Below are 23904 nucleotides of genomic sequence, written 5' to 3' on the forward strand. Positions count from 1 at the left end.
CGCGCCGGCCAAGGAGACCACCATGACACAACAGAAGGAATGGCCGCTGTGGGAAGTCTTTGTCCGCAGCAAGCAGGGCCTGGAACACAAGCATTGCGGCAGCCTGCACGCCGCCGACGCGCAGCAGGCGCTGCACATGGCGCGCGACGTCTACACGCGGCGGCAGGAAGGCGTGTCGATCTGGGTGGTGCCGTCGTCGGCCATCACGGCCAGTGCGCCGGCCGAGAAAGCCGAGCTGTTCGACCCGGCCGCCGACAAGATCTACCGCCACCCCACGTTCTACCAGTTGCCCGACGAAGTGAACCACATGTAAGGCCGGCCCCATGACGCAAACCCTGGTCAACGACGGCGCCGCCGCCCTGGCGCGCCTGCCCCTGGCGCACACCGCGCCGCTGCAATACGTGCTGCGCCTGGCCGACAACGCGCTGGTCCTGGGCCAGCGCAACGCCGAATGGTGCGGCCACGGCCCGGTGCTGGAAGAAGACATCGCGCTGGCCAACATCAGCCTGGACCTGATCGGCCAGGCCCGCCTGCTCTACAGCCACGCCGGCGTGCTGGAAGGCCGCCTGACCGGCCGCGCGCGCCACGAGGACGACTACGCCTACTGGCGCCGCGAGTCCGACTTCCGCAACTGGACGCTGCAGGAACTGCCGCACCACGGCCCGCTGGCCGGCACCGCACGCGCCGACCGCGACTACGCGGTCACCATCACGCGCAACTTCCTTTACAGCGCGCTGATGGCCGAGCTCTGGCCGGCGCTGGAAGCCAGCCGCGACGCCGACCTGGCGGCCATCGCGGCCAAGTCGGCCAAAGAGGTGCGCTACCACCTGCACCATGCGGCTGACTGGATGGTGCGGCTGGGCGATGGCACGGCGGCTTCGCACGACCGTATGCAGCGTGCGCTGGATCACCTGCTGCCGTACATGAACGAGTGCTTCGCCGTCGATGCCGTGGAGCAGGAAGCCGCCGCGCAGGGCGTGGGCGTGCTGACGGCCGACCTGCGCGAGGCGTGGGACGCCACGGTGACCGCCGTGCTCGACGACGCCACGCTGCGCCGTCCGGCCGCGTCGGACTTCGTTTCCACCGGCAAGCATGGCGTGCATTCCGAACACATGAGCTACCTGCTGGCCGAACTGCAGGGGCTGGCGCGGGCCCATCCGGGCGCGCAGTGGTAAGCGGGAGCCCGCCATGCACCGCCCTGCCTTGCCGCCAGCCTTGCCGATGACGCCGCCCGCCACCTCGCCGTTCGCGCCGGTGTTCGATGCCGCCCCGGCCAGCGCAGCGCCGGGTACGGCCGACGACCGTCTGGCGCGGGCCTGGGCGGCGCTGGAGGCCGTGCCGGACCCGGAAATCCCCGTGGTGTCGATCCGCGACCTCGGCATCCTGCGCGACGTAGCGCTGGCCGACGACGGCACGACCATCGAGGCCGTGATCACGCCCACCTATTCGGGCTGCCCGGCGATGTCCCAGATCGAGGAAGACGTCGGCCGCGCGCTGCAAGCCGCCGGCCTGGGGCCGTGGCGCGTGCGCACCGTGCTGGCCCCGGCCTGGACCACCGACTGGATCACCGAAGCCGGCCGCGCCAGCCTGCGTGCCTACGGCATCGCGCCGCCCGGGCAGTGCGCGCCGGGCCCGTCGCGGCCGGGGGCCGCGCAGCCGCTGCGCTTCGTCCCGCGCGCCGCGCAGCCGGTGGCCATCGCCTGCCCGCACTGCGGCAGCCGGCACACGCAGGAAGTGTCCCGCTTCGCGTCCACGGCCTGCAAGGCGCTGTACCGCTGCCTGGACTGCCGCGAGCCGTTCGACTACTTCAAACCCTACTGAGCACCGCCGGCCATGACTCCCCAGTTCCATCCGCTGCGCGTGGCGCAGGTCCGCCCGGAGACGTCGGACACGGTTTCGATCGCCTTCGACGTGCCGCCCGACCTGCGCGACGCCTACCGCTTCACCCAGGGCCAGTTCCTGACGCTCCGGGCGCCGGTCGACGGCACGGACGTGCGGCGCTCCTATTCGATCTGCTGCGGCGTGCAGGACTACGACGAGCGCGGCGAGCTGCGCGTGGCCGTCAAGCTGGTGGACGACGGCGTCTTCTCCACGTGGCTGCACGACACCGTGGCGCCGGGCCAGACCCTCGACGTGATGACGCCGGACGGCCGCTTCCACGTGCCGCTCGATGCCGCGGCGGCGCGCCACTACGTGGCCTTCGCGGCGGGCAGCGGCATCACGCCGGTGCTGTCGCTGATCCGCACCACGCTGGCCGTGGAGCCCGAGAGCCGTTTCACCTTGATCTACGGCAACCGCAGCGTCGACACGATCATCTTCTCCGAAGCGCTGGAGGACCTGAAGAACCAGTACCTGTCGCGCTTCACGCTGTACCACGTGCTGTCGCGCCAGCCGCAGGAGGTAGACCTGCTGCACGGCCGGCTGGACGGCCCGCGCGTGACCGCCTTCCTGGAAACGCTGCTGCCCGTCGATGACATCGACGCCGCGTTCGTCTGCGGCCCCGCGTCGATGATCGACGAGGTGGAGGCGGCGCTCAAGGCCGCCGGGCTGGACCCGCACAAAATCCACGCCGAGCGCTTTGGCGTGCCGCTGGCGCCCCGGCGCCCTGCCCCGGCCACATCGGCCGCCCATGCCAGCCACGCCGGCACGGCCGAACTGGTGGTCGTGCTCGACGGCAAGCAGCACAGCATGCGCCTGCCGCTGGAAGACGCCAATGTGCTGGACACCGCGCTGGCCGCCGGGCTGGACCTGCCCTATGCGTGCAAGGGCGGCGTCTGCTGTACCTGCCGGGCCAAGGTGCTGGAGGGCCAGGTCGAGATGGAGAAGAACTACACGCTGGAGCCGTGGGAGATGGAAAAGGGCTTCGTGCTGACCTGCCAGGCCCGCGCGCTGACCCCGCGCGTGGTGGTCAGCTACGACGAACGGTGACACGGTGACGCCCGGCCGGTGTCAAGGGGCGCCCGGGCTATGGCGGGAATCCCACATGTCAGACGGCCGCCGATGTCCGTCGCACCGCGGGCCGTGATTACAATGGCGGAACACGCTTCATGCGTCGCATCGCCCGACGTGGCGCCGTTCGCCGGCCGGTCCGGCGGGCGCGGCCGGAGGCCCGGAGCCCGTCGCACCCTATACAATCACGGTCATGCAATACATTCATGTCGTCAACGGCGATGTCGCGGGCAATACGCTGCGCCAGGCACTGGCCCAGGCCGCCCGCCCCGACCCGGTGGTCGTCCTGCGTGACGACCTGGCCGTGGGCCCGATCGCCGACGTCGACAGTACCGGCCTGATCCGCTCCGGCTTCTGGCAGCGGGTGGCCCCGCACACCGACATCGACTTCGCCGCCGAGATGCGCCAGGCGCTGGACCAGCTCCAGCAGCTTCGGCGCGACAACATGGAGGTGGCGATCTGGCACGGCCAGAGCGCGTCCGATCAGTTGATGCTGCGCCGGGTGGTCTTCCACCTCTACCAGGCGCCGCAACGCATCAACGAGGTGGCCATGGACCTGCGCGAACTGGAAACCCCGGCCCACGGCAGCCTGACGGCCATCGGCATGTACCCGGCGGCCCGCCTGGCGCGGCGGTTCTCGACCATCGCGCCGGTATCGGTGCTGCGCCTGGGCCGGCTGGGCTACGAGTGGCAGCAGAACGTCAAGGAAAACGCCGACGTGCGGCTCTGGAAGGGCAATACGCTGGTGCCGGCCGCCTATCACAACGTCGACGACGTGATCCAGGACCGCGCCCCGGCCGATTGGACGCCCGCCGCGCAGGTCGTCGGCAGCGTCATGGGCGCCATCGAGGGCCTGCTTGCCAGCGACTGGTTCGTGTTCTGGCGCTGCCGCGAACTGGTCAGCACGGGCCAGCTGCAGTTGCGCGGCAACCCCGAAAGCCTGGATTCCTGCGAACTCCGCCGCCACCACGCCGCCAGCAGCGCCGATTGACGCCGTACCGATAACAGCACAACAGGCGGATCGATCCGACCCCTATGGCAAGAACCAAGGCGCCCGATTTCGAGGCGCAACGCGAGCAGATCCTGGACCTGGCGGCGACAGCCTTCGCGGCCACGAGCTATCCGAGCACGTCGATGGCCGACCTGGCCGCCGCCTGCGGCACCTCGAAAGCGCGGCTCTACCACTACTACGAGAGCAAGGAAGCAATCCTGTTCGACCTGCTGGACCGCTACACGGGCCAGCTGATGCAGATCGTCACGGAAGTGGAACGCGACGGCGAGCGCCACGGCCGCGGCCACCGCGAGACCTTTGCCGAACTGCTGCGGGCCTTCCTGGCTGAGTACGAGACGTCGCAAACCCGCCATATCGCGCTGATCAACGACGTGAAGTTCCTGGCCGAAGCCCAGCGCAACCAGATCCTGCAGCGCGAGCGCGACGTCGTGGCGGCCTTTGCGCGGCTGCTGCAGCGGGCCTACCCCGAGCGGGTGACCGCCGACAACCAGACCGCCCTGACCATGACCGTCTTCGGCATGATCAACTGGACCTTCACGTGGCTCAAGCCCGGCGGCCGGCTATCGTACTCGGGCTTTGCCGAAATGGTGGTCGGCCTGCTCGAAAACGGCCTGGCGGCCGGCGCGGCGCCGCTGGCCGCGGCCGGCCGCCCGGCCCGCTAGGACCACTCGGCCTCTTCCTGCTTGCGGCGCTGCTCGCGGTCCTGGCGGAACATTTCCTCCAGCTCGTCGCGCGCCTGCTTGGCCATCGACACCAGCTTCTTCTGGTCCTTGTAGTACGGGTAGAAGCGCTCGATGGCCTGGATGTTGTGGCGCCGGAAGCGCAGCGCCACGCCGCGCGCCTCCACGGGGTCGAAACCCAGCCCTTCCAGCACCTTGCGGCCCAGCGCCAGCGAACCCTCGAACATCTCGCGCTCGTAGCTGCTGGCGTCGATGCCGCGGTCCATGAGCTGGTAGACGTGCGAGACGTGCCGCGCCCGCGTGTAGATCCGCAGTTCCGGCCAGCGGTGGCGCACCTTGTCGATCAGGGCCAGGTTGTCGTCCAGGTCCTCGATCGCGACGATCAGGATGCGCGCCTCGCCGGCGCCGGCGGCCTCCAGCAGGTCCATCCGCGTGGCATCGCCATAGAAGATCTTGAAGCCGTACTGGCGCAGGAACTCGATCTGGTCCGGATCGTGGTCCAGCACCGTCACGCCCACGCCCTGCGCGTACAGCAGCCGGCCGATGATCTGGCCGAAGCGGCCGAAGCCGGCGATGATCACCGGATTGTGATGATTGGTGATCTCGTCGTCGGGCCGCTGCGACATCGCGTTCAGGCGCGGTGCCAGCAGCTTGTCGAACATCAGCAGCAGCAGCGGCGTGGCCACCATCGACAGCGCCACGATCAGCACCAGCAGCGCCTCGGTGTCCTTGGGCAGCAGGCCGACCGTGCGGGCCTCGGCAAACACCACGAACGCAAACTCGCCGCCCTGCGAGATCAGCAGCCCGAACAGCAGCCACTGCCCGCGCGACACGCCAAAGCGCCGCGCCAGCATCGTCAGCACCGCCGTCTTGACCAGCACGAACGCCACCACGAAGCCCACCACCTTGCCCGGCGACTGCGCCAGGATGGCGAAGTCGATCGACATGCCCACGGCCATGAAGAACAGCCCGAGCAGCAGCCCCTTGAACGGCTCGATGTCGGCCTCCAGCGCGTGGCGGTATTCCGAATCGGCCAGCAGCACGCCGGCCACGAACGTGCCGAGCGCCATCGACAGCCCCACCGCGTCCATCATCAGCGCGATGCCCACCACCAGCAGCAGCGCGAACGCGGTGAACATCTCGCGCATGCCGGTCCGGGCGATGATCCGCAGCGCCGGCCGCACCAGGTAGCGCCCGCCCACCACCACGGCGCCGATCACGGCCACGGCCTTGGCGGCCGTCTGCCAGTTCTCCGGGCCGTGCGCGGTGGCCGCCCCGCCCGCGTCGGCCGCCAGCAGCGGCAGCAGCGCGATCATCGGAATGGCGGCAATGTCCTGGAACAGCAGGATGCCGAAGCTGGCCGCCCCGGCGCCGGTGTTCATCAGGTTGCGTTCGGCCAGCGTGGCGAACGCGATGGCCGTGGACGACAGCGCCAGGCCCAGGCCCGCCACGATCGCCACCTGCCACGGCGCGCCGAAGGCCGCCGCCACCGCCCCGATAGCCAGCGCGCAGGCGGCCATCTGCACCGACCCATACCCGAAGATGCTGCGCTTGAGCGCCTTGAGCTTGCGCGGCTCCAGTTCCAGGCCGATCACGAACATCATCAGCACGACGCCGAACTCCGAGAAATGGAGGATCGACTCGACATTGGTCACCAGCCGCAGCGCGAACGGCCCGATGGCCGCGCCGGCAATCAGGTAGCCCAGCACGGCACCAAGCTGGAAGCGGCGTGCCACCGGCACGGCCACCACGGCGGCCACCAGGAACACCAGCAGCGCGATCAGAAAGTCATGCTGGTTCATCAGGCGCCCTCCCCGGTGACTTCCGTTTCCGGAAAGTCCTGCACGCCGGGCGGCAGCGGCGGCGCGGCCAGATGGCGCGCGACGTGTTCGATATGGAGCGCGACGGCGTCGGTATCGGCACGGTCGGCGTCATGCAGCACGATGGGCGGCATCCACGTCATGCCGCACAGCAGCGCGGTCTGTTCCAGCGGCAGCAGGAAATCGCCAATCGGATGGCCGTGGGTGCCGTCCGGGCCGTAGGCATCGGCATGGCCGCCCGTGCTGACCACGGCCAGCATCGACTTGCCGCGCAGCGCGGTGCCACCGGGGCCGTAGGCCCAGCCCATCTCCAGCACGTCGTCGAGCCAGAGCTTCAGCAGCGCCGGCACGCTGTACCAGCGCACCGGAAACAGCAGCACGACCGTTTCGGCCGTCGACAGCAGGCGCTGCTCGGCCACGACGTCGATGTCGTAGTCGACATAGCGCCGGTACAGCTCGCGCACCTCGACATGGGGGAGTTCCGCCAGCGCCTCGGCCAGCGGGTGGTTGACGCGGGAGCGGCGGGGCGCGGGATGCGCATAGATCACAACAATGGGTGGCTCGTTCATCGAGGGCGGGCATTCCTGGCCGGTCGGACCGATGCCGGCGGCGGGCCGGGCCGGTGCGGCGTTGCAGCATATCCACAACACCCGCCCCAATAGCGGCCCGGTCGCGCTGGCAAGTCCATGATTATTCGGTTCTTTTTGATATGCGGCACTTTCTGGCCGCAGACGGACGGTTCTGAAGCTTACGCCAGGCTGACAATTCCACTACAATACTTTTCGCATCGCAGCAACCTAGTGTTTGCCCGAATCCGGCATTTTGCATCACAAATGCCGCATCGTCCGAAAACGAGCAGGCAGACACGGCGCCGGTGCTATTTTTATACCGATCCCGGAAGAAGGAAACCAAAGTGAACCCGCTCGAACTGAGCAAGGCCGTCGGCGCTGTCACCGACGAAGATCTTCGCCGCGCAGCCGAGGCGAGCCAGGCCAGCCAGCGCCCCACCACCCTGGTGCGGGAACTCGCGGCCCATCATCGCTCGCGCCTGCAGAAGCATTTTCTCGCCCTGGGCGAGGAAGATCGCCTGCTCCGTTTTGGCCAGTCCGTTGGCAACCACGTGATCGAAGCCTACGTCGAGAGCATCGACTTCGACCATGACTCGGTGTTCGGCGTCTATGACGAACACCTGGAACTGGTGGGCGTGGGCCACTTTGCCAACCTGCGCGACAACGCGCAGGGCCGCGTGGCGGAGTTTGGCGTGTCGGTCTCGAAGAGCGCCCGCGGGCGCGGCATCGGCAGCGCCCTGTTCCAGCGCGCCGCCATGCACGGCCGCAACACCCATGTCCGCACGCTCTACATGCACTGCCTGTCGCGCAACGCGGCGATGATGCACATCGCCAAGAAGGCCGGCATGAAGGTCCAGTACGCCTACGGCGAGGCCGATGCCTACCTGGAACTGCCGCCCGCCGACACGGTAAGCCGCCTGACCGAAGCCATTGACGAGCAGGTGGCCGACCTGGACTACCTGGTCCGCCGCAACCTGCGCGATGCCCGCCGTTTCGGCCTGCGCTTCTGGCGTTCGCTGGTGCCGCAGAAGGGCACCGCCTGACCGCCCGCCGGCCAGCCGCCCCATGCAAAACGGCGCACCATCACGGTGCGCCGTTTTTCGTTTGGTGCGCGGGACGTCAGGCGGCGCCGGCCACCGGCAGGGCCGTGGTGTCCTTGATCGACTCCAGCGCGAAGCTCGACCGCACGTCGATCACCGACGGATGCGCCAGCAGCTGCTCCTGCATGAAGCGCGCAAAGTGCTCCATGTCTTCCACATAGACCTTCAGCAGCAGGTCCATCTCGCCGGTCATGGCGTGGCAGGCGGCCACTTCGGGCCAGTTCTGGATCGCGGCGCGGAACAGGTCCAGCGGCGCCTTGCCCTTGGGCGTGCCGCCCTGCTTTTCCAGCCGGACGTTGATATAGGCGAGCAGCCCGAGGCCGATCTTGTTCGGCTCCAGCAGCGCGGCGTATTGGCGAATCACGCCGATTTCCTCCAGCCGGCGGATACGGCGCAGGCAGGGGCTGGGCGACAGGTTCACGCGCTCGGCCACTTCCAGATTCGTCAGCCTCCCATTGGTCTGCAGGACCTCCAGTATTTTCCGGTCGATTTTGTCCAGCTCCACCTTGCTCACGTTTTGTTGCTCCGCAATATGTTTGTCGGCAATTTTTTTGCGCAAATTTAGCAAGTCGTGCACAAGTCCGCAATTTATTTCATGTAAGGACAAGTACGGTGGGCATATGCGGCGGGCGCATGCATCACGTGCAAGGAGGCAAGGATGGTGCCAGCCAACGAAAAAACGCGGCCCGGAGGCCGCGTTCGTGAGCGCTTGCGCGCCGGCTTAGTTGCCGCTGGTCGACGGGACCGCCGGCGCCGAGGCACCGCCCGGGCCGCGACGTTCCATGCGGTCCATCCGGTCCTTGTGCATCTTCTGCATGTCGGACTGGATCTCGGCCATCGTCACCTTGCCGTCGCGGTTGGCGTCGAGCTTGTCGAACCGGTTGGCCATGCGCGGGAAGGCCGTCTTGAACTCGTCGCGGGTCAGCGCGCCGTCGTTGTTCTTGTCGGCAGCCTTGAACTTGGCGTCGAACTCGGCCTTCATCTCGGACCGGCGCTGTTCCCACTGCGTCTTGCGGTAGGCCGCCATTTCCGACTTGTCCAGCTTGCCGTCGCGGTTGGTGTCGATCTTGTTAAACAGCGCGTCGGCTTCGGCCTTCGAGATGGCGCCATCGCCGTCGGTGTCCACCGACTTCATCCACATCTTGCCGCCGCCATGGTGGCCGTGCTCGCCGGGACCGCCCATGCGGTGGTGCGGGGCGGTATCGCCCTGCGTGGCGCCGGGCGCGGCCGGTGCGGGGGCCGGGCTGGTCTGGGCGAAGGCGGCGCCGGCCGCGACGACCATGGCCGAGGCCACGACAAAGCTCTTGAGGATGTGCGTCTTTTGGGTGCGTTGCATGTCCGTGCTCCTTTTCATGACGTTGGGCATGTACGGATTAGAACGCAGCGCCCCCGTCAGAGTTGGCATTTTTAATACGTTGTTACGGGGCTCACAGATTCGACTCCCGCGCTGAACACACGTAAGACAGTCAAATATTGCGCAACGCTTTGAAACGCGGATTTTTACGATTGGATCAGTCGCGCGGAATCTGGTTCTCGCCCGATCCGCCCGCGTGAGGCTCCTGCGCTGGCGGCGCAGCCAGCACCGGCGCCGGCATGGGCGTCGACAGCGGCGCGGCCGCGCCGGCCGGCGGCGGGGCCGGCAGACTGCCAGGCCCGCCCGCCGCCGCGTTCTGCAGCGGCAGCGCGATTTCCTGACGCACGCCATTGCGTTCGATCACGACCGTGCGGCCGTGTATTTCCACCAGGCGGATCTGCGGCGACAGCGTGGCGCCGACGCGCACGGCCTTCGGCGGGCCGCCATCGAGCGACACGATCGCCGCGGCCGGGCCGGCGCCGCTGACGGTCGCCACCACGCCAATCACCTGCACGTCGCGCACGCCCGGCTGGGCGCTGCCGCCGAACAGCGTGGCTGTGGCGCCGGTCTCCACGGCCTCGGTCTGCGCCACGCGCGCCGATTCGGGTACGGGAATCGTCCGCATCGCGCCGAAGCCCAACACCCAATGCGTCACCAGCGCGCACAGTGCAACAAACAACATCAGACTGGCTGCGCGAGGCAGCCAGGGAGCGGTCAGGTCAAGACGGAAGGCAGGCCGGGTGAGAGTGGGCACGAACGTACGCCGGGCGGCGGAAGCAGGAGACCTGCCAAGCGTACCAGACGGATGCGACGATTGTCTGTCAGTCGTGCCGCGTCGCCCGGCCGGCGCGGGGCCAGCTCAGAGCAGGTCGTCGAGCAGGTCCGGGCCGAACACTTCACGGTGGATATGGCCCACCGGAATGCCGGCGCCGATCAGCGCATGGCGCTGAGCCTGCATGAACCCCAGCGGGCCGCACAGGTAGAAGCGGGCATCGTTGAACGCCGACGTTTCCTGGGCCTGCAGCAGCGACGCGATCGGCATGGTCCCGGCGTGGTCGTAGTCGGCACCGGCAACATCGGCCGCCAGCGGCGCCTCGTAGCTGATGTGGGTACGCAGGTTCGGCATCCGCGCGCGGGCCCAGGCCACGTCGCCCCGATGCGCATGGTGCTGGCCGTGGCGCGCGGCGTGCGCGAACAGTACCGGCCGATGCGGATTCTCGCGGGCCAGCGTGCGCAGCACCGACACCATCGGCGTGACGCCGATACCGGCCGACATCAGCACGATCGGCCGGCGTCCGTCGATTTCCGGCGCAAAGTCGCCCCACGGCGTGCTCACGTTCAGCGTGGTGTCGACGTGGGCATGGTCGTGCACCCAGTTCGACACCGCGCCGGCCGGCGTCTCGGCGTTGCCGGGCTCGCGCTGGACCGAAATGCGCCACGTCGGCAGCCCGCGCTCGCCGGACAACGAGTACTGGCGAAGCTGGCGGTACCCGTCGGCCAGCACAGCCTCGACGCTGATGTACTGCCCCGGCGCAAAGTCGCGCAGCGGCGACCCGTCGGCCGCGGCCAGCGTCAGCGCCACCACGTGCTCGCCCTCTTCCTCGCGCTGCACCACGCGCACGCGCTGCAGCTCGCCCGCCTTGACGTCGTGACGGTCATAGAGCCGCGCCTCGGCCGCGATCAGCTCGCCGGCCAGCAGCCAGTAGGCTTCGTCCCAGGCGGCCAGCAGCGGTGGCGTGGCGGCGGCGCCCAGCACCGCGGCAATCGCTTCCAGCAGGTACTTGCCGACGATCGGATAGTGCGCCGGCGTCAGGCCCACGGCCACGTGCTTGTGGACGATGCGCTCCACCACCGGCGCCAGCACGTCGGCGCGGTCGATGTTGGCGGCATAGGCGAACACGGCCGACGCCAGCGACTGCTGCTGCGATCCATTGGCCTGGTTGCCCATGTTGAACAGGTTCTTCAGCTCGGGCCGGGCCGCGAACATCTCGCGGTAGAAATGGGTGGTAATGGCAAGGCCGTGCTCGCGCAGCACGGGGACGCTGGCATCGATATAGGGGCGGGAAGCAGCGGACAACATCAGAAAGGACTCCTTGTTATTTAATGCATCTTATATGCATGTTTTCTCGCACAATAAAACCGGCGGCTGCCTGCGGCGGGGTCTTGCCCCGTCCTCAGGCCGCGCGCCGGCTCAGGAAATCGCGATGCAGGTTGATGATCGACTCTGCCGTGCGGCTGTTGCCGGACACATCGTCCAGCGTCACGCCGTCCAGCGCCTGGTAGAACGCCTCCTCCGCCTGGTCCAGCGCACGCTTGAGCCGGCAATTGCCGTGCAGCGCGCACGCGGGTTCGGAGCAGTCGATGATCGACTTGTGGCCTTCCAGCTCGCGCAGGATCGTTCCGATCGACAGCTTGCCGGCGCCGGGGCCCATCTGCAGGCCGCCATGGCGCCCGCGCGTGGCCGAGATCCAGCCCAGCTTCGACAGCCGCGCCGCCACCTTGACAAGATGGTTGTGCGAAATGTCGAATTGCTGGCCTACCTCGGCGATCGTGATGGGCCGGGTGCCGTCGCCGCGCGAGACATACATCAGCAGGCGCAGCGCGTAGTCGGAGAATCGGGTCAGTTGCATCTTGACGGGAATCATAGTTAACGTGCATCTGCAATGCAAGATTTTTGTTGCAATTGCACATGGCTGCGGCGGCACCGGCACGCCCATGGCCGGATTGCGGTACCTGCGCCGCTCCCGGCACACCAAATGGTCATGAGACGAGGGTTATACTCTCCCACCATATCGTCCACTCCTGACATCAAGGCATACCAACCGATGCGCAGAACCGTCCTCCAGCCTTCCGCCATGCAGAACGCTCCCCGCCGCCGCGCCCGTGGCTTCACGCTGATCGAGATCATGGTCGTGATCGTGATCCTGGGCGTGCTCGCGGCGCTGGTCGTGCCGAAGATCATGAGCCGCCCCGACGAGGCCCGCATCGTGGCCGCGCGCCAGGACATCTCGTCGATCATGCAGGCGCTGAAGCTGTACCGCCTGGACAATGGCCGCTATCCCACCACCGAGCAGGGCCTGGCCGCGCTGGTCAGCAAGCCCACCACCGAGCCGGTGCCGAACAACTGGAAGGGCGGCGGCTACCTGGAAAAGCTGCCGAAGGACCCGTGGGGCCATCCCTACCAGTACCTGAACCCCGGTGTGCGCGGCGAGATCGACGTCTTCAGCCTGGCCGCCGACGGGCAGGCCGGCGGCAGCGGCAACGACGCCGACATCGGCAACTGGGAATAAGCGCCCACTTTCCTCATGATGCCGGCGACGCCGCGCGGCCAGGCCGCCTTTCTCCAGCGTCGCCGGCCGCACGGCTTCACGCTGCTCGAACTGCTGGTGGTCATGGTGATCGCCGGCATCGTCATTTCCCTGGTGGCCGTCAACGCCACGCCCAACGACCGCGGCCGTGTGCTCGATGACGGCCAGCGCATCGCCCGCCTGTTCGAACTCGCCCAGGAAGACGCACAGCTAGGCGCCCGGCCGCTGGCCTGGGAAGGCGACGCCACGGGCTGGCGCTTTCTGGAATCCACGCCGCAGGGCTGGGTGCCGCTGCGCACCGACGTCTTTGCACCGGGCCGCTGGCGCATTCCGCTGGACGGCGCCGTGATCGTCCAGGGCGGCCGCCAGCCTGGCAACGGCCCCGTGCGCCTGATCTTCGGCCGTGAACTGATCGACGAACCGCAGCGGCTGGTGCTCACCCGCGGCGACATCCGCGTGGATGTGGCCGGCGACGGCAGCGGCCGCTACGTGGCCACGGTGACGCAATGAGCCGGCGCCCCCGCCCGGCCCCGGCCGGCTTCACGCTGATCGAGGTACTGGTGGCGCTGACCATCCTGGCCGTCGCGCTGACCGCCGCCATGCGCGCGATGGGGTCGATGACCGAGTCCAGCGCGTCGCTGCAGCAGCGCATGCTGGCCGAGTTCAGCGCCGAGAACCACCTGGCCACGCTGCGGCTGTCGAAGACCTGGCCCGAACCGGGCACGCGCGGCTACGACTGCCCGCAGGGCGGCGTGGCGCTGTGGTGCGAGGAATCGATCTCGGGCACGCCCAACCCGTCGTTCCGGCGCGTCGAGATCGCCGTGTATCCATCGGCCACCAACAAGTCGGTACGGCTGGCGTGGCTGGTGACGCTGGTGCCCAATGAATCCCGCAATGTCCTCTGAGCGCCGCCTCCGCCGCGCCCGCCCGCGCGGCTTCACGCTGCTGGAGATGCTGGTGGCCATCACGCTGCTGGCGGTGATGGCCGTCATCGGCTGGCGCGCGCTCGATTCCCTGACCCGCACGCGCGAGCGGCTGATCGACCACGACGCCCGGCTCGACGCGCTCAAGGTCCTCTACGGCCAGTTCCAGTCCGATTGCGAACACCTGGCGCAGCCCGCGCAACTGCAGGCCAGCCCGGTCGAGATCGCGCCGAACCAGTTGCTGATGGTGCGCGACCGCCGCGACGAAGGCCAGCCGCCGACGTGGCAGGTGGTGGCGTACCGGCTCGACGGCGACACCGTGGTGCGCGTGGCCAGCCGCGCCGCCATTTCCCGCAACGACGTGCAGAGCGCGCTGCTGGCGCTGCGGCAGGCCGGCAGCACCGGCGTGCAGGTGCGGCCGCTGCTGGGCCAGGCCGACCAGCTTTCGGCCCGCGCCTGGGTGGAGCCGGTGGGCTGGGTGGTCGACAGCAACCGCGTGCGCACGGCCCTGGTGCAGGGCAACGCGGCGGCCAGCGCGGCGGCGGCGGCCGCCCAGGCCACCGGCGCCAGCGACGCGCAGGCATCGACCTTTTCTGACGCCGTGTCGCTGCGCGCGGTGGAGCTGACCGTGCTGGCCCGGATGGGCGACGGCGACACGCCGCGTCAGTTCCAGAAAGTCTGCATGACGGGGATGTGATGACGCGCGCCATCCGCTTCCGCCCCCTGTCGCGCCAGCACGGCGCCGCCGTGGTCACCGCGCTGCTGATGGTGACGCTGGCCGTGGTCGTGGTTTCGGGCATGCTCTGGCGCCAGCAGGTGCAGATCCGCTCCATCGAGAACCAGCGCCTGGTGGCCCAGGCCGCGTGGATCGAGAAGGCGGCCGTCGACTGGTCGCGGCTGATCCTGCGCGACGACCAGCGCCGCTCGCAGGTCGACTACCTGGGCGAGCCGTGGTCGGTGCCCGTGGCCGAAACCCGGCTGTCCGACTTCCTGGGCGCCGGCGTCAGCACGGCCGAAGGCGGCGAGACGTCGTTCGTCTCTGGCCGGATCCTCGACGCCCAGGCGCGCTTCAACCTGACCAACCTCTATGAATGGCAGGCCGACGCCACGGGCCGGGTCGTCAACGTCAATCCCGTCAGCCTCGCGGCCTTCCGGCGCCTGCTTCAAACGCTCGGCATGAACGCCGGGCTGGCAGAGCCCACGGCGCAGTATTTCCTGCGCGCCGCGCGCGGCGTATCGACGAACGGCCAGCCGGCGCCCCGCCCGCCCGACAGCATCGAGGACCTGCTGGCCATCCCCGGCTACACCCCGGCGATGATCGCGGTGCTGGAGCCGTTTGTCACGGTGCTGCCGGAGCGCACGCTGGTCAACGCCAATACCGCCGAGGCCGAGGTGCTGGCGGCCGTGATCGACAAGCTGCCGATCGACCGCGCGCGCGAACTGGTGCGCCAGCGGGACCGCAGCTACTTCCGGAATACGGGCGACATCACCAACCAGCTCCGTGGCATCGCCCCGCAGGCGGACGCTTCCGCCGGCACCGTGGATGTAAAAACCCGCTACTTCCTGATCTACGGCCTGGTGCGGCACGACCGGGCGCGGCGGCTCAAGGTGTCGCTGGTCTACCGACCGGACGTCGTGGGCAGCGGCAGCAGCACCCGCATCGTCTGGGTGCGCGACGCCGACGCCATGCCCGCGCAACGCTGAAACGCCGCCGGGCCGCAAGCCGGTTTTTGCCCCGATGCGTGTCGGCGTCATCCTTCCGCAGAATCAGATGGGTAGCTATTGACGCGGTTAAGTCACACAGGCAAGGTATGCTGCTGCACCGAGCCCGGCCCACCGCGGCACCCTGCCGCGCGCCACCGTGGCGCCCGCCCAGGGCGGCATTCCGGGGCCCATCGCAGCTCCCAGGCGCCTCCAGCGCGACTTCGCCACTGATAACAGGGAAATCTTGAGTACCACGCTCTACGTCCGCCTGCCGCACCGGCCGCATGACCAGCCGCAACCGTGGCAGTTTGGCGCGATGCCGTTTGCGCTGGTACGGGCTTCCGCCGAGAAAAGCCGGCCCGGCGCCACGCCGCCGGCGCCCGAGCTGTTGCGCGAAGGCCACGGACTGCCCGCCGACATGCCTGCCGCGGACCGCCTGGTCCTGATCGTCGCCGCCAGCGACGTGCTGCTGACCGCCGCGATGGTCCCGCCGCTGCCGCCGGCCCGCCTGCGGCTGGCGCTGCCGAACCTGATCGAAGACGTGCTGGCCACCGACGCCGCGCCCTGCCACATCGCGCTGGGCCCCGCGCTGGACCCGTCCGCCCCGGCGCGCGGCCCGCGCCGCCGCCTGCTGATGGTGACCGACCGTGCCTGGCTGCGCGCCGCGCTGGACCAGTTCGCCGAACACAAGCACCGCCGCCGCAGCGTGCTGCCCGCGCAGCTTGCCTGCCGCTGGCCGAAGCGGAAGCCGAACCCGAACCCGAAGCCGAGACCCCGGCTGCGGCCGAATTGCCCGAACCGGCGCTGGCCGAAGGCGCCGCGCCCCCGCTGGCCGAAGGCGCCGAGCCGGCGCCCGCGCCCGCCCCGGCCGTGCCGCAGGCGCCCGTGGTGCCGGACGAACCGGTACCGGCCGCCACGCTGGTCGTGGAAGCCGCCGCGTCGGCACTGGCCCCGTCGGCCGGACTGCTCGACGCCGCCGCGCCCCCGCCCGCCGCCGCCGAATCGGCCCGGCTGTGGCAACTCACGGTCCGCACCGGCCCCTACGACGGCTTCGGCCTGCTGCTCAACGACCAGGCGCTGGCCGCGTGGCAGGCGCTGGCCCCGGCCGGCGAATGGCACGGCGACAAGGCGGCCCTGGCCCACGCGCCCGTGCCGGCGCTGCGCAACCAGCGCCGCATCGCGCGGGCATCGCGGATTTCCGAAGACTGGCGCATCTGGCTGGCCGGCGCCGAAGCCTGCCTGCGCGAGCCGCAGGTCGACCTGGCCCAGTTCGAATTCGCCCAGGGCACGATGGACCGCTGGAACCTGCTGGCCTGGCGCCTGCCGGTGGCGCTGGCCGTGGCGCTGGTGCTGGTCCAGATCATCGGCATGAACGCCCAGTGGCTGATGCTGCGCCAGGAATCGCGGCGCATCGAGGCCGCCCAGGTCGACATCCTGCACACCGCCTTTCCGAACGTCCCGCCCGTGGCCGAGCCGCCGCTGCTAATGCGCCGCCAGATCGAACAGCTTCGCACCGCCAGCGGCCGCAGCACGCCGGGCGATTTCCTGCCGCTGGCCGATGGCTTCGCGCGCGCCGCGCAGAGCCTGCCGCCGGACGCGCTGCTGCAGCTCGACTACCGTGCCGGCACGCTCTACGTCGCGCTCAAGGCCGGCACCAACACCAACGCCCTGCGCAGCGCCGTGCGGCAGGCGGGCCTACAGATGGAAGAAGACAAGACGCCACCCGACGCCGCCGTCCGCGCGGGCGGGGCTCCCACACCGCCGGGATCGCGCTGGACGATCCGCAGCGAATCGCGCGCCGAAGGCAAGGCGCCGGGCAGGGCCGCATCATGACGCCCGCCAAGCCCACCAACCCCGCAAAGCCTGCCGCCCGGCCCGCCGGCAACAGCCCGGCCGCCCGGCTGGCCCGCCTGCGGCCGCGCGTGCCGCCCGCCTGGCGCGAGCGGTTTGACACCTTCTGGAACGCCCGCAACCCGCGCGAGCAGGCCATCCTGGGCGGCGGCACGGTCGTGCTGGTCCTGGTATTCGGCTACCTCGTGCTCTGGGAGCCGGCCGCCACGGGCCGCGACCGCCTGATCCGCAACCTGCCCGCCCAGCGTGCGGACCTGGCCGAAATGGAAACGCTGGCGCAGGAAGCGCGCGGCCTGCAGGCCAGCCCGGCACCGTCGCTACGCGGCGATGCGCTGACGCAGGCGCTGCAGGACAACCTGGACCAGCACGGCCTGAAGGCCACGCGGCTGGCCGCCACCGGCGACAACGCCGTGCAGGTCCAGCTGGACAAGGTGCCGTTCGGCGCCGTGGCAAGCTGGCTGCAGGACGTGCGCGCGCAGCAGCGCCTCAAGGTGACCGACGCGCGCATCAGCTATGTTGGCGCCACGGCGCTGGTCAACGTCACGGCGACGCTGCAGGGCCCCGGTGCCGGCGGCCGCAACTGATGGCGCGGCTCGAAGCACTGCGCCTGCCCCGCCGGCAAGCCCGCGCGTCGCGCGGCTGGCAGTGGCTGCGCTGGGCGATACTGGGCGTCGCGACGGTGGCCGTGACCGTGGTGGCATCGATGCCGGCCACGTGGATGGCGGACCGCATCGCCACCGAAACCGGCCGGCGCGTGCTGCTGGCCGACGCGGCGGGCACGCTCTGGCACGGCAGCGCCACGCTGGCGCTGTCGGCGGGCACGGGCAGCCAGACGGCCACCGTCCTGCCGGGCCGGCTCACGTGGGACGTGGCGTTCTGGCCGATGCTGGCCGGCACGCTGCGCATCGTGCTGGAACAGGACATGGCGATGGCCGCACCCGTGACGGTGGCAGCCACGCCGGCCGGCTGGACCGTGCAGCCGGGCAGCATCCGGCTGCCGGCGTCGCTGCTGGAAGGCATCGGCGCGCCGTTCAACACGCTGCGCCCGGACGGCACGATGCGCGTGGACTGGTCCGCGCTGCAGGGCAAGTTCGCCGGCAACCAGAAATTCGGACATCTGACGCTGCAGCTCGACCAGATGTCCGCGGCGGTGAGCCGCCTGCGCCCGCTGGGCAGCTATCGCGCGGAGGTCGACCTGACCGGCGCCGATGGCAAGCTGCAACTGAGCACCACGGCCGGGCCGCTGCACCTGGAGGGCAGCGGCACCCTTGGCCGGCAGTCCCGCTTCGAGGGCACGGCGCACGCCGACCCCGAGGCGGCCACCCAGCTTGCGGGCCTGCTGAGCCTGCTGGGACGAACAGAAAACAACGTGACAAGGCTGCGCTTCTGATTGCCGAAGCTGCCGAAGCCCAAGCCTGGAACCGATGATGACCACGCAATCCACCCACCGACTTGTCCGAACCGCCTGCGCCCGCGCCACGGCGCTGCTGTGCACCCTGTCCCTGCTGTCGCCGGCCCTGGCCTGGGCGCAGCCGCAGCAGCCGGTGCCGCAACCGAACGACATCACGCCGCGCAACCGCGACCAGGTGGTGCTGAACTTCGTCAACGCCGACCTGGAATCGGTCGTCAAGGCGGTGGGCCAGGCCACGGGCAAGAATTTCGTGATCGACCCGCGCGTGAAGGGCACCGTGAACCTGGTGACCGAGCAGCCGGTGTCGCGCGCCCAGGCGCTGGAAACGCTCGGCTCGGTGCTGCGCATGCAGGGCTACGCGATGGTCGAGTCGAACGGGTTCACCAAGGTCGTGCCGGAGGCCGATGCCAAGCTGCAGGGCTCGCCCACGGTGATCGGCGGCGGCGCCGGCCGGGGTGACCAGGTGGTGACGCAGGTGTTCCGCCTGAACTACGAGTCGGCCAACAACCTCGTGCCCGTGCTGCGGCCGATGATTGCGCCGAACAACACGATTACCGCCTACCCGGCCAACAACACGCTGGTCATTACCGACTACGCCGACAACCTGCGCCGCCTGGCCCGCATCATCGCGGCCGTGGACGCGCCGGCGTCGGGCGAGGTGGAATTGATCCCGCTCAAGAATGCCGTGGCCAGCGACGCCGCCGTGGTGCTGCAGAAGCTGCTGGACCCGTCGGCGGCCGGCGGTGCCGGCGGGGGCGCGGGCGCGACCGATGCGTCGCTGCGGACCACCGTGGTGGCCGAGCCGCGTAGCAATTCGCTGATGATCCGCGCCACGAGCCGTGCGCGCGTGCAGCAGGCACGCCAGTTGATCGAGAAGATCGACCAGCCGTTCGCGCGGCCCGGCAACATCTGGGTGGTGCCGCTCAAGAACGCCGACGCCGTGAAGCTGGCCGCCACGCTGCGCGCGATCGTCGCGGCCGACAGCTCGTTCGCCAGCACGGCCCAGCCCGGCCAGGCCGGCGCCACCAGCGCCACCACGGGCACGTTCCAGAACACGGGCACGCAGCAGGCGGGCCAGTACTCGGGCGGCACCACGGGCTACAACCGCAGCGGATCGTCGTCGTCCTCGGGCTTCGGCAGCGGCACGGGCTCCAACGCGTTCTCGGCGTCGTTCGCGGTCAACCAGCAGCCGACCACGGGCGGCACGATCCAGGCCGACCAGTCGACCAACTCGCTGATCATCACCGCCAGCGAGCCGGTCTACCGCAACCTGCGCGTCGTGATCGACGACCTGGACGCGCGCCGCGCGCAGGTCTACATCGAGACGATGATCGTCGAGGTCACGGCCACCCAGGCGCAGCAGCTTGGCATCCAGTGGCAGGGCATCGTCAACCAGGCCGGCAACACGATTGGCGTGGCCGGCACGAACTTCGGCACCGGCGGCCAGAACATCCTGAACCTGACGCTGGCCGGCCTGCTGTACCGGAACAACAACACGGCCGGCATTGCCGCCGCGCAGCAGCTTGTGCCGGACATCGGCGGGCTGAACATCGGCGTGGTCAACCGGTCGTCGGGCCTGGGCGCGCTGATCAGCGCGCTGGGCACCAACGACAGCGTGAACCTGCTGTCGACGCCGAACCTGATCACGCTGGAGAACGAGGAAGCCAAGATCCTGATCGGCCAGAACATCCCGATCACGACCGGCTCGTACGCGCAGACGGGCAGCACGTCGACGGTGTCGCCGTTCCAGACCTTCGACCGCAAGGACGTCGGCATCACGCTGCGGGTGCGCCCGCAGATCACCGAAGGCGGCCAGGTCAAGATGCAGATCTACCAGGAGTCGTCGTCGGTGGTGGCCAGCACGGCCACGCTGATCCAGGGGCCGACCACCAACGTGCGGTCGATCGAGACCAACGTGCTGGTGGACGACGGCCAGATCATCGTGCTGGGCGGCCTGATCGAGGACAGCTACGGCGACGGCGTGCAGAAGGTGCCGCTGCTGGGCGACATTCCCTACCTGGGTTCGCTGTTCCGCTACGAGAACAAGAACCGCCGGAAGACCAACCTGCTGGTGTTCCTGCGGCCGTACGTGATGCGCACGGCCGGCGCGACCGACCGCCTGACGCAGGACCGCTACGAGTACATCCGCGGCCAGCAGCAGGGCTTCGTGTCGCCTAACATGGTCGTACGCGACAAGGACACGCCGGTGCTGCCGCCGGCCGACGCGCCGTCGGCGCCGTTCGTCGATCCGCGCTACAACGGGCCGGTGCAGGCACCGCTGCCGCTGGACCCGACGCTGCCGGCCGCGCCCGCACCGCAGCCGGCGCCGCAGGTGCCGCCGCGTCCGCTGTCGCTCAACGACGGGGCAGCCGTCCAGCGCCCGCAGGGCTGAGCACCATGGCTACCGAAACACTCGCCAATCCCGCCGCCGGGGCCGAGGCCCCGCTGGAGCCGCCGTCGCCCATGGCGGCGCGGCTGGTGTCGTATTCGTTCTCGCGCGAGGCCCCGCTGCTGATCGCCCATCAGCGCCCGGACGGGCTGGAAGTGTGGGTCAGCCGCAAGACCTCGCCGGCCGCGCTGGCCGAAGTGGCGCGCGTGCATGGCGCGCTGCACCTGCGCGTGCTGGAGCCGGCCGCGCTGGAAGCGGCGATGTCCGACGCCTACAACCGCCAGGACGGCTCGGCCGCCCAGGTGGTGGGCGAGGTGGAGGGCGAGGTGGACCTGTCGCGGCTGATGCAGGACATCCCGGCCGTGGAAGACCTGCTCGAATCCGAGGACGACGCGCCGATCATCCGCATGATCAACGCGCTGCTGACGCAGGCCGCGCGCGAGCAGGCGTCCGATATCCACATCGAGCCGTTCGAGTCGTCGTCGGTGGTGCGCTTCCGCGTGGACGGCACGCTGCGCGACGTGGTGCGGCCCAAGAAGGCGCTGCACGGCGCGCTGATCTCGCGGATCAAGATCATGGCGCAGCTCGACATCGCCGAGAAACGGCTGCCGCAGGACGGCCGCATCACGCTGCGCGTGGGCGGCCGGCCGGTTGACGTGCGCGTGTCGACGCTGCCCACCGGCCACGGCGAGCGCGCGGTGCTGCGTCTGCTGGACAAGGAGGCTGGCCGGCTGGACCTGGCCAAGCTGGGCATGGCGCGCGAGACGCTGGCCGGCTTCGACCACCTGGTGCGCCAGCCGCACGGCATCGTGCTGGTGACCGGCCCGACCGGCTCCGGCAAGACCACCACGCTGTACGCGGCGCTGTCGCGGCTCGATTCGCACACGACGAACATCATGACCGTCGAGGACCCGATCGAGTACGACCTCGACGGCATCGGCCAGACGCAGGTGAACCCGCGTATCGACATGACGTTCGGCAAGGCGCTGCGCGCGATCCTGCGGCAGGACCCGGATGTGGTGATGATCGGCGAAATCCGCGACCTGGAAACGGCGCAGATTGCCGTGCAGGCGTCGCTGACCGGCCACCTGGTGCTGGCCACGCTGCACACCAACGACTCGGCGTCGGCCGTGACGCGGCTGGTGGACATGGGGATCGAGCCGTTCCTGCTGTCGTCGTCGCTGCTGGGCGTGCTGGCGCAGCGGCTGGTACGCCGCCTGTGCCCGCACTGCAAGCGCGAGGAAGTGATCGAGGTGACCGCCGCCGACGCCGCCACGCTGCAGGCCGAGGGCCGCCCGCTGCAGCGCGTGTGGCACGCCGTGGGCTGCGACAAGTGCGGCCATTCGGGCTATCAGGGCCGGATGGGCGTCTACGAACTGCTGACCGTGGACAGCGAGATCCAGACGATGATCCACCGCCAGCAGCCCGAATCCGAGATCAAGCAGGTGGCGCTGGCCAAGGGCATGCACACGATGCGCGGCGACGCGCAGCGCTGGATCGACAGCGGCGCCACCTCGCTGGAAGAGGTGCTGCGCGTCACGCGCGAGTAAGCCATGCCCGCCTTTCGCTACGAAGCCGCCGACGCTGCCGGCCGCGCCGACCGCGGCGTCATCGAGGCCGACAGTCCCAGGCAGGCGCGCTCGCAGCTCCGCGCGCGCGGGCTGACGCCGATCACCGTCGATGCGCTGGCCGGCGCCGGCCTGGCCCAGCGCAGCCGCGGCGGCATGTTCGTGCGCCGGCTGACCACGCAGGAACAGGCGCTGTTCACGCGCCAGCTAGCCAGCCTGATCGTATCCGGCCTGCCGCTGGACGAGGCGCTCGGCGCGCTGGCCGACCAGGCCGAGCGCCAGTACGTGCACGAGTTGCTGGCCGGCATCCGCGCGGAAGTCATGGGCGGCAGTTCGCTGTCCGTGGCGCTGGCCCAGCATCCGAAGGATTTTCCGGACATCTACCGCGCGCTGGTGTCGGCGGGCGAGCACTCGGGCCACCTTGGCGTGGTGCTGGAGCGGCTGGCGACCTATATCGAGACGCGCAACCAGCTTACGTCGAAGATCCGGCTGGCGTTCACCTACCCGGCCATCGTCACGTTCGTGGCGTTCGCGATCGTCATCTTCCTGCTGTCGTACGTGGTGCCGCAGGTGGTCAGCGTGTTCGCCAACACCAAGCAGAAGCTGCCCACGCTGACGATCGTCATGCTGTGGCTGTCCGATTTCGTGCGCAACTGGTGGTGGGCCGCCGTGGCCGTGATCGCGGTGGTCACGGCCATCGTGCGCAGCCTGCTGCGGCAGCCCGACGTGCGGCTGTCATGGCACCGCTGGCTGCTGACCGCGCCGCTGGTGGGCAAGCTGATCCGTGGCTACAACACGGCCCGCTTTGCGAGCACGCTGGCCATCCTGGTATCGGCCGGCGTGCCGATCCTGCGCAGCCTGCAGGCCGCCGGCGAGACGCTGACCAACGTGGCGCTCAAGGCCAACGTCGACGATGCCACCACGCGGGTGCGCGAAGGCGCGTCACTGGCCCGCGCGCTGGCCGCGCAGAACCAGTTCCCGCCGGTGCTGGTGCACCTGATCCGCTCCGGCGAAGCCACCGGCAACCTGCCGGTCATGCTGGAGCGCGCGGCCACGGGCGAGGGCCAGGAACTGGAACGCCGCACGCTGTTCCTGACCAGCCTGCTGGAGCCGCTGCTGATCCTGACGATGGGGGTGGTGGTGCTGCTGATCGTGCTGGCGGTGCTGATGCCGATTATCGAGATCAATCAGTTGGTGCGGTAGCTGGGGGACGGGCCAAGGCTGTCGGGTTTCGATACGCCTTTGCCCTCTCCCCCAACCCCTCTC

At 69.6% G+C, this 23904-nt stretch carries 24 protein-coding genes and 1 pseudogene; 18 read left to right on the forward strand and 7 right to left on the reverse strand.

Annotated elements, in window-relative coordinates:
* Nucleotides 1–22 precede the first annotated feature (22 nt).
* The 6 genes from paaB to EPAKOI_RS15515 all read left to right on the forward strand — a co-directional run bounded on the left by paaB (nt 23) and on the right by EPAKOI_RS15515 (nt 4623).
* Complete coding sequence (gene paaB, locus EPAKOI_RS15490) at nt 23–313, forward strand: 1,2-phenylacetyl-CoA epoxidase subunit PaaB (RefSeq protein WP_124683005.1); 291 nt, start codon at nt 23–25, stop codon at nt 311–313.
* 10 nt (nt 314–323) lie between these two features.
* The gene (gene paaC / locus EPAKOI_RS15495; RefSeq protein WP_423192565.1) at nt 324–1175 is read left to right on the forward strand and encodes a 1,2-phenylacetyl-CoA epoxidase subunit PaaC; all 852 of its coding nucleotides are present in this window, start codon (nt 324–326) and stop codon (nt 1173–1175) included.
* 13 nt (nt 1176–1188) lie between these two features.
* Complete coding sequence (gene paaD / locus EPAKOI_RS15500) at nt 1189–1821, forward strand: 1,2-phenylacetyl-CoA epoxidase subunit PaaD (protein ID WP_423192566.1); 633 nt, start codon at nt 1189–1191, stop codon at nt 1819–1821.
* A 12-nt stretch (nt 1822–1833) separates the two neighbouring features.
* Nucleotides 1834–2928, forward strand: a complete 1095-nt coding sequence (gene paaE / locus EPAKOI_RS15505) for a 1,2-phenylacetyl-CoA epoxidase subunit PaaE (RefSeq protein ID WP_423192567.1) — start codon at nt 1834–1836, stop codon at nt 2926–2928.
* Between the two features lie 214 nt (nt 2929–3142).
* Nucleotides 3143–3940, forward strand: coding sequence for a DUF1835 domain-containing protein (locus EPAKOI_RS15510; RefSeq protein ID WP_313837110.1), 798 nt, complete (start codon nt 3143–3145; stop codon nt 3938–3940).
* Between the two features lie 44 nt (nt 3941–3984).
* The gene (locus tag EPAKOI_RS15515; protein WP_423192568.1) at nt 3985–4623 is read left to right on the forward strand and encodes a TetR/AcrR family transcriptional regulator; all 639 of its coding nucleotides are present in this window, start codon (nt 3985–3987) and stop codon (nt 4621–4623) included.
* Here the strand turns inward: EPAKOI_RS15515 and kefC are convergent.
* Entirely contained in the window at nt 4620–6443 is a 1824-nt protein-coding gene (gene kefC / locus EPAKOI_RS15520) for a glutathione-regulated potassium-efflux system protein KefC (protein WP_313837114.1), read from the reverse strand. The two genes, EPAKOI_RS15515 and kefC, sit on opposite strands and share 4 nt — an antisense overlap.
* On the reverse strand, nt 6443–7030 hold the full coding sequence (locus EPAKOI_RS15525) for an NAD(P)H-dependent oxidoreductase (RefSeq protein WP_313837116.1): 588 nt from the start codon (nt 7028–7030) through the stop codon (nt 6443–6445). Before EPAKOI_RS15525 ends, kefC begins: the two co-directional genes overlap by 1 nt.
* A gap of 344 nt (nt 7031–7374) precedes the next feature.
* Here EPAKOI_RS15525 and EPAKOI_RS15530 point away from each other — a divergent pair, with 344 nt between their 5' ends.
* Nucleotides 7375–8073: a GNAT family N-acetyltransferase gene (locus EPAKOI_RS15530; protein ID WP_124682998.1), complete on the forward strand. Its 699-nt coding sequence runs from the start codon at nt 7375–7377 to the stop codon at nt 8071–8073.
* A gap of 76 nt (nt 8074–8149) precedes the next feature.
* Here the strand turns inward: EPAKOI_RS15530 and EPAKOI_RS15535 are convergent, their stop codons facing one another.
* The 5 genes from EPAKOI_RS15535 to EPAKOI_RS15555 form a co-directional block, all read right to left on the reverse strand.
* Nucleotides 8150–8644 (reverse strand): Lrp/AsnC family transcriptional regulator, encoded by a 495-nt coding sequence (locus tag EPAKOI_RS15535; protein WP_124682997.1) that lies wholly within the window; start codon nt 8642–8644, stop codon nt 8150–8152.
* Between the two features lie 207 nt (nt 8645–8851).
* Nucleotides 8852–9466 carry an EF-hand domain-containing protein gene (locus EPAKOI_RS15540; protein ID WP_313837121.1) on the reverse strand — a complete coding sequence of 205 codons (615 nt, stop codon included), beginning with the start codon at nt 9464–9466 and terminating at the stop codon, nt 8852–8854.
* 175 nt (nt 9467–9641) lie between these two features.
* On the reverse strand, nt 9642–10166 hold the full coding sequence (locus EPAKOI_RS15545) for a type II secretion system protein N (RefSeq protein ID WP_423192569.1): 525 nt from the start codon (nt 10164–10166) through the stop codon (nt 9642–9644).
* A 177-nt stretch (nt 10167–10343) separates the two neighbouring features.
* Nucleotides 10344–11564: a globin domain-containing protein gene (locus EPAKOI_RS15550; protein WP_423192570.1), complete on the reverse strand. Its 1221-nt coding sequence runs from the start codon at nt 11562–11564 to the stop codon at nt 10344–10346.
* Nucleotides 11565–11658: 94 nt separating this feature from the next.
* Nucleotides 11659–12114, reverse strand: coding sequence for an RrF2 family transcriptional regulator (locus tag EPAKOI_RS15555; RefSeq protein WP_172966020.1), 456 nt, complete (start codon nt 12112–12114; stop codon nt 11659–11661).
* Between the two features lie 225 nt (nt 12115–12339).
* On the opposite strand from EPAKOI_RS15555, the gene gspG reads away from it, so the two are divergent.
* The 11 genes and pseudogenes from gspG to gspF all read left to right on the forward strand — a co-directional run bounded on the left by gspG (nt 12340) and on the right by gspF (nt 23841).
* The gene (gene gspG, locus EPAKOI_RS15560; protein ID WP_172966019.1) at nt 12340–12774 is read left to right on the forward strand and encodes a type II secretion system major pseudopilin GspG; all 435 of its coding nucleotides are present in this window, start codon (nt 12340–12342) and stop codon (nt 12772–12774) included.
* 18 nt (nt 12775–12792) lie between these two features.
* Nucleotides 12793–13302: a prepilin-type N-terminal cleavage/methylation domain-containing protein gene (locus EPAKOI_RS15565; protein WP_313837452.1), complete on the forward strand. Its 510-nt coding sequence runs from the start codon at nt 12793–12795 to the stop codon at nt 13300–13302.
* Nucleotides 13299–13697 (forward strand): type II secretion system minor pseudopilin GspI, encoded by a 399-nt coding sequence (gspI, locus tag EPAKOI_RS15570; RefSeq protein WP_124682992.1) that lies wholly within the window; start codon nt 13299–13301, stop codon nt 13695–13697. The genes EPAKOI_RS15565 and gspI overlap by 4 nt, the downstream gene beginning before the upstream one ends.
* On the forward strand, nt 13687–14412 hold the full coding sequence (locus EPAKOI_RS15575; protein ID WP_124682991.1) for a PulJ/GspJ family protein: 726 nt from the start codon (nt 13687–13689) through the stop codon (nt 14410–14412). Before gspI ends, EPAKOI_RS15575 begins: the two co-directional genes overlap by 11 nt.
* Nucleotides 14412–15419, forward strand: a complete 1008-nt coding sequence (gene gspK / locus EPAKOI_RS15580; protein ID WP_423192571.1) for a type II secretion system minor pseudopilin GspK — start codon at nt 14412–14414, stop codon at nt 15417–15419. Before EPAKOI_RS15575 ends, gspK begins: the two co-directional genes overlap by 1 nt.
* Nucleotides 15420–15663: 244 nt before the next feature.
* Nucleotides 15664–17252, forward strand: a pseudogene (gspL, locus tag EPAKOI_RS15585) (type II secretion system protein GspL).
* A complete protein-coding gene (locus tag EPAKOI_RS15590; protein ID WP_124682988.1) occupies nt 17249–17854 on the forward strand; it encodes a type II secretion system protein M in 606 nt (201 codons plus the stop codon). Before gspL ends, EPAKOI_RS15590 begins: the two are co-directional and overlap by 4 nt.
* Nucleotides 17854–18660 carry a type II secretion system protein N gene (locus EPAKOI_RS15595; protein ID WP_124682987.1) on the forward strand — a complete coding sequence of 269 codons (807 nt, stop codon included), beginning with the start codon at nt 17854–17856 and terminating at the stop codon, nt 18658–18660. The genes EPAKOI_RS15590 and EPAKOI_RS15595 overlap by 1 nt, the downstream gene beginning before the upstream one ends.
* A gap of 37 nt (nt 18661–18697) precedes the next feature.
* The gene (gene gspD / locus EPAKOI_RS15600) at nt 18698–21073 is read left to right on the forward strand and encodes a type II secretion system secretin GspD (RefSeq protein WP_124685016.1); all 2376 of its coding nucleotides are present in this window, start codon (nt 18698–18700) and stop codon (nt 21071–21073) included.
* 5 nt (nt 21074–21078) lie between these two features.
* Complete coding sequence (gene gspE / locus EPAKOI_RS15605) at nt 21079–22620, forward strand: type II secretion system ATPase GspE (protein ID WP_172966018.1); 1542 nt, start codon at nt 21079–21081, stop codon at nt 22618–22620.
* A gap of 3 nt (nt 22621–22623) precedes the next feature.
* On the forward strand, nt 22624–23841 hold the full coding sequence (gene gspF, locus EPAKOI_RS15610) for a type II secretion system inner membrane protein GspF (RefSeq protein WP_124682986.1): 1218 nt from the start codon (nt 22624–22626) through the stop codon (nt 23839–23841).
* Nucleotides 23842–23904: the final 63 nt, after the last annotated feature.

This window comes from Cupriavidus sp. H18C2 (genome assembly GCF_049393795.1).
In the GTDB taxonomy this organism is placed as follows: Bacteria; Pseudomonadota; Gammaproteobacteria; order Burkholderiales; family Burkholderiaceae; genus Cupriavidus; species Cupriavidus pauculus_C.

Excerpts from the sequence above, each read along its gene's own strand:
- paaE (WP_423192567.1), top strand. The coding sequence starts at position 1,834 with ATGACTCCCCAGTTCCATCCGCTGCGCGTGGCGCAGGTCCGCCCGGAG.
- EPAKOI_RS15515 (WP_423192568.1), top strand. The coding sequence starts at position 3,985 with ATGGCAAGAACCAAGGCGCCCGATTTCGAGGCGCAACGCGAGCAGATC.
- EPAKOI_RS15525 (WP_313837116.1), bottom strand. The coding sequence starts at position 7,030 with ATGAACGAGCCACCCATTGTTGTGATCTATGCGCATCCCGCGCCCCGC.
- paaD (WP_423192566.1), top strand. The coding sequence starts at position 1,189 with ATGCACCGCCCTGCCTTGCCGCCAGCCTTGCCGATGACGCCGCCCGCC.
- EPAKOI_RS15565 (WP_313837452.1), top strand. The coding sequence starts at position 12,793 with ATGCCGGCGACGCCGCGCGGCCAGGCCGCCTTTCTCCAGCGTCGCCGG.
- EPAKOI_RS15540 (WP_313837121.1), bottom strand. The coding sequence starts at position 9,466 with ATGCAACGCACCCAAAAGACGCACATCCTCAAGAGCTTTGTCGTGGCC.
- gspI (WP_124682992.1), top strand. The coding sequence starts at position 13,299 with ATGAGCCGGCGCCCCCGCCCGGCCCCGGCCGGCTTCACGCTGATCGAG.
- gspE (WP_172966018.1), top strand. The coding sequence starts at position 21,079 with ATGGCTACCGAAACACTCGCCAATCCCGCCGCCGGGGCCGAGGCCCCG.
- gspK (WP_423192571.1), top strand. The coding sequence starts at position 14,412 with ATGACGCGCGCCATCCGCTTCCGCCCCCTGTCGCGCCAGCACGGCGCC.
- gspD (WP_124685016.1), top strand. The coding sequence starts at position 18,698 with ATGACCACGCAATCCACCCACCGACTTGTCCGAACCGCCTGCGCCCGC.
- EPAKOI_RS15575 (WP_124682991.1), top strand. The coding sequence starts at position 13,687 with ATGTCCTCTGAGCGCCGCCTCCGCCGCGCCCGCCCGCGCGGCTTCACG.
- EPAKOI_RS15545 (WP_423192569.1), bottom strand. The coding sequence starts at position 10,166 with ATGTTGTTTGTTGCACTGTGCGCGCTGGTGACGCATTGGGTGTTGGGC.
- paaB (WP_124683005.1), top strand. The coding sequence starts at position 23 with ATGACACAACAGAAGGAATGGCCGCTGTGGGAAGTCTTTGTCCGCAGC.
- gspF (WP_124682986.1), top strand. The coding sequence starts at position 22,624 with ATGCCCGCCTTTCGCTACGAAGCCGCCGACGCTGCCGGCCGCGCCGAC.
- EPAKOI_RS15555 (WP_172966020.1), bottom strand. The coding sequence starts at position 12,114 with ATGCAACTGACCCGATTCTCCGACTACGCGCTGCGCCTGCTGATGTAT.
- EPAKOI_RS15590 (WP_124682988.1), top strand. The coding sequence starts at position 17,249 with ATGACGCCCGCCAAGCCCACCAACCCCGCAAAGCCTGCCGCCCGGCCC.
- kefC (WP_313837114.1), bottom strand. The coding sequence starts at position 6,443 with ATGAACCAGCATGACTTTCTGATCGCGCTGCTGGTGTTCCTGGTGGCC.
- paaC (WP_423192565.1), top strand. The coding sequence starts at position 324 with ATGACGCAAACCCTGGTCAACGACGGCGCCGCCGCCCTGGCGCGCCTG.
- EPAKOI_RS15510 (WP_313837110.1), top strand. The coding sequence starts at position 3,143 with ATGCAATACATTCATGTCGTCAACGGCGATGTCGCGGGCAATACGCTG.
- EPAKOI_RS15550 (WP_423192570.1), bottom strand. The coding sequence starts at position 11,564 with ATGTTGTCCGCTGCTTCCCGCCCCTATATCGATGCCAGCGTCCCCGTG.
- EPAKOI_RS15595 (WP_124682987.1), top strand. The coding sequence starts at position 17,854 with ATGGCGCGGCTCGAAGCACTGCGCCTGCCCCGCCGGCAAGCCCGCGCG.
- gspG (WP_172966019.1), top strand. The coding sequence starts at position 12,340 with ATGCAGAACGCTCCCCGCCGCCGCGCCCGTGGCTTCACGCTGATCGAG.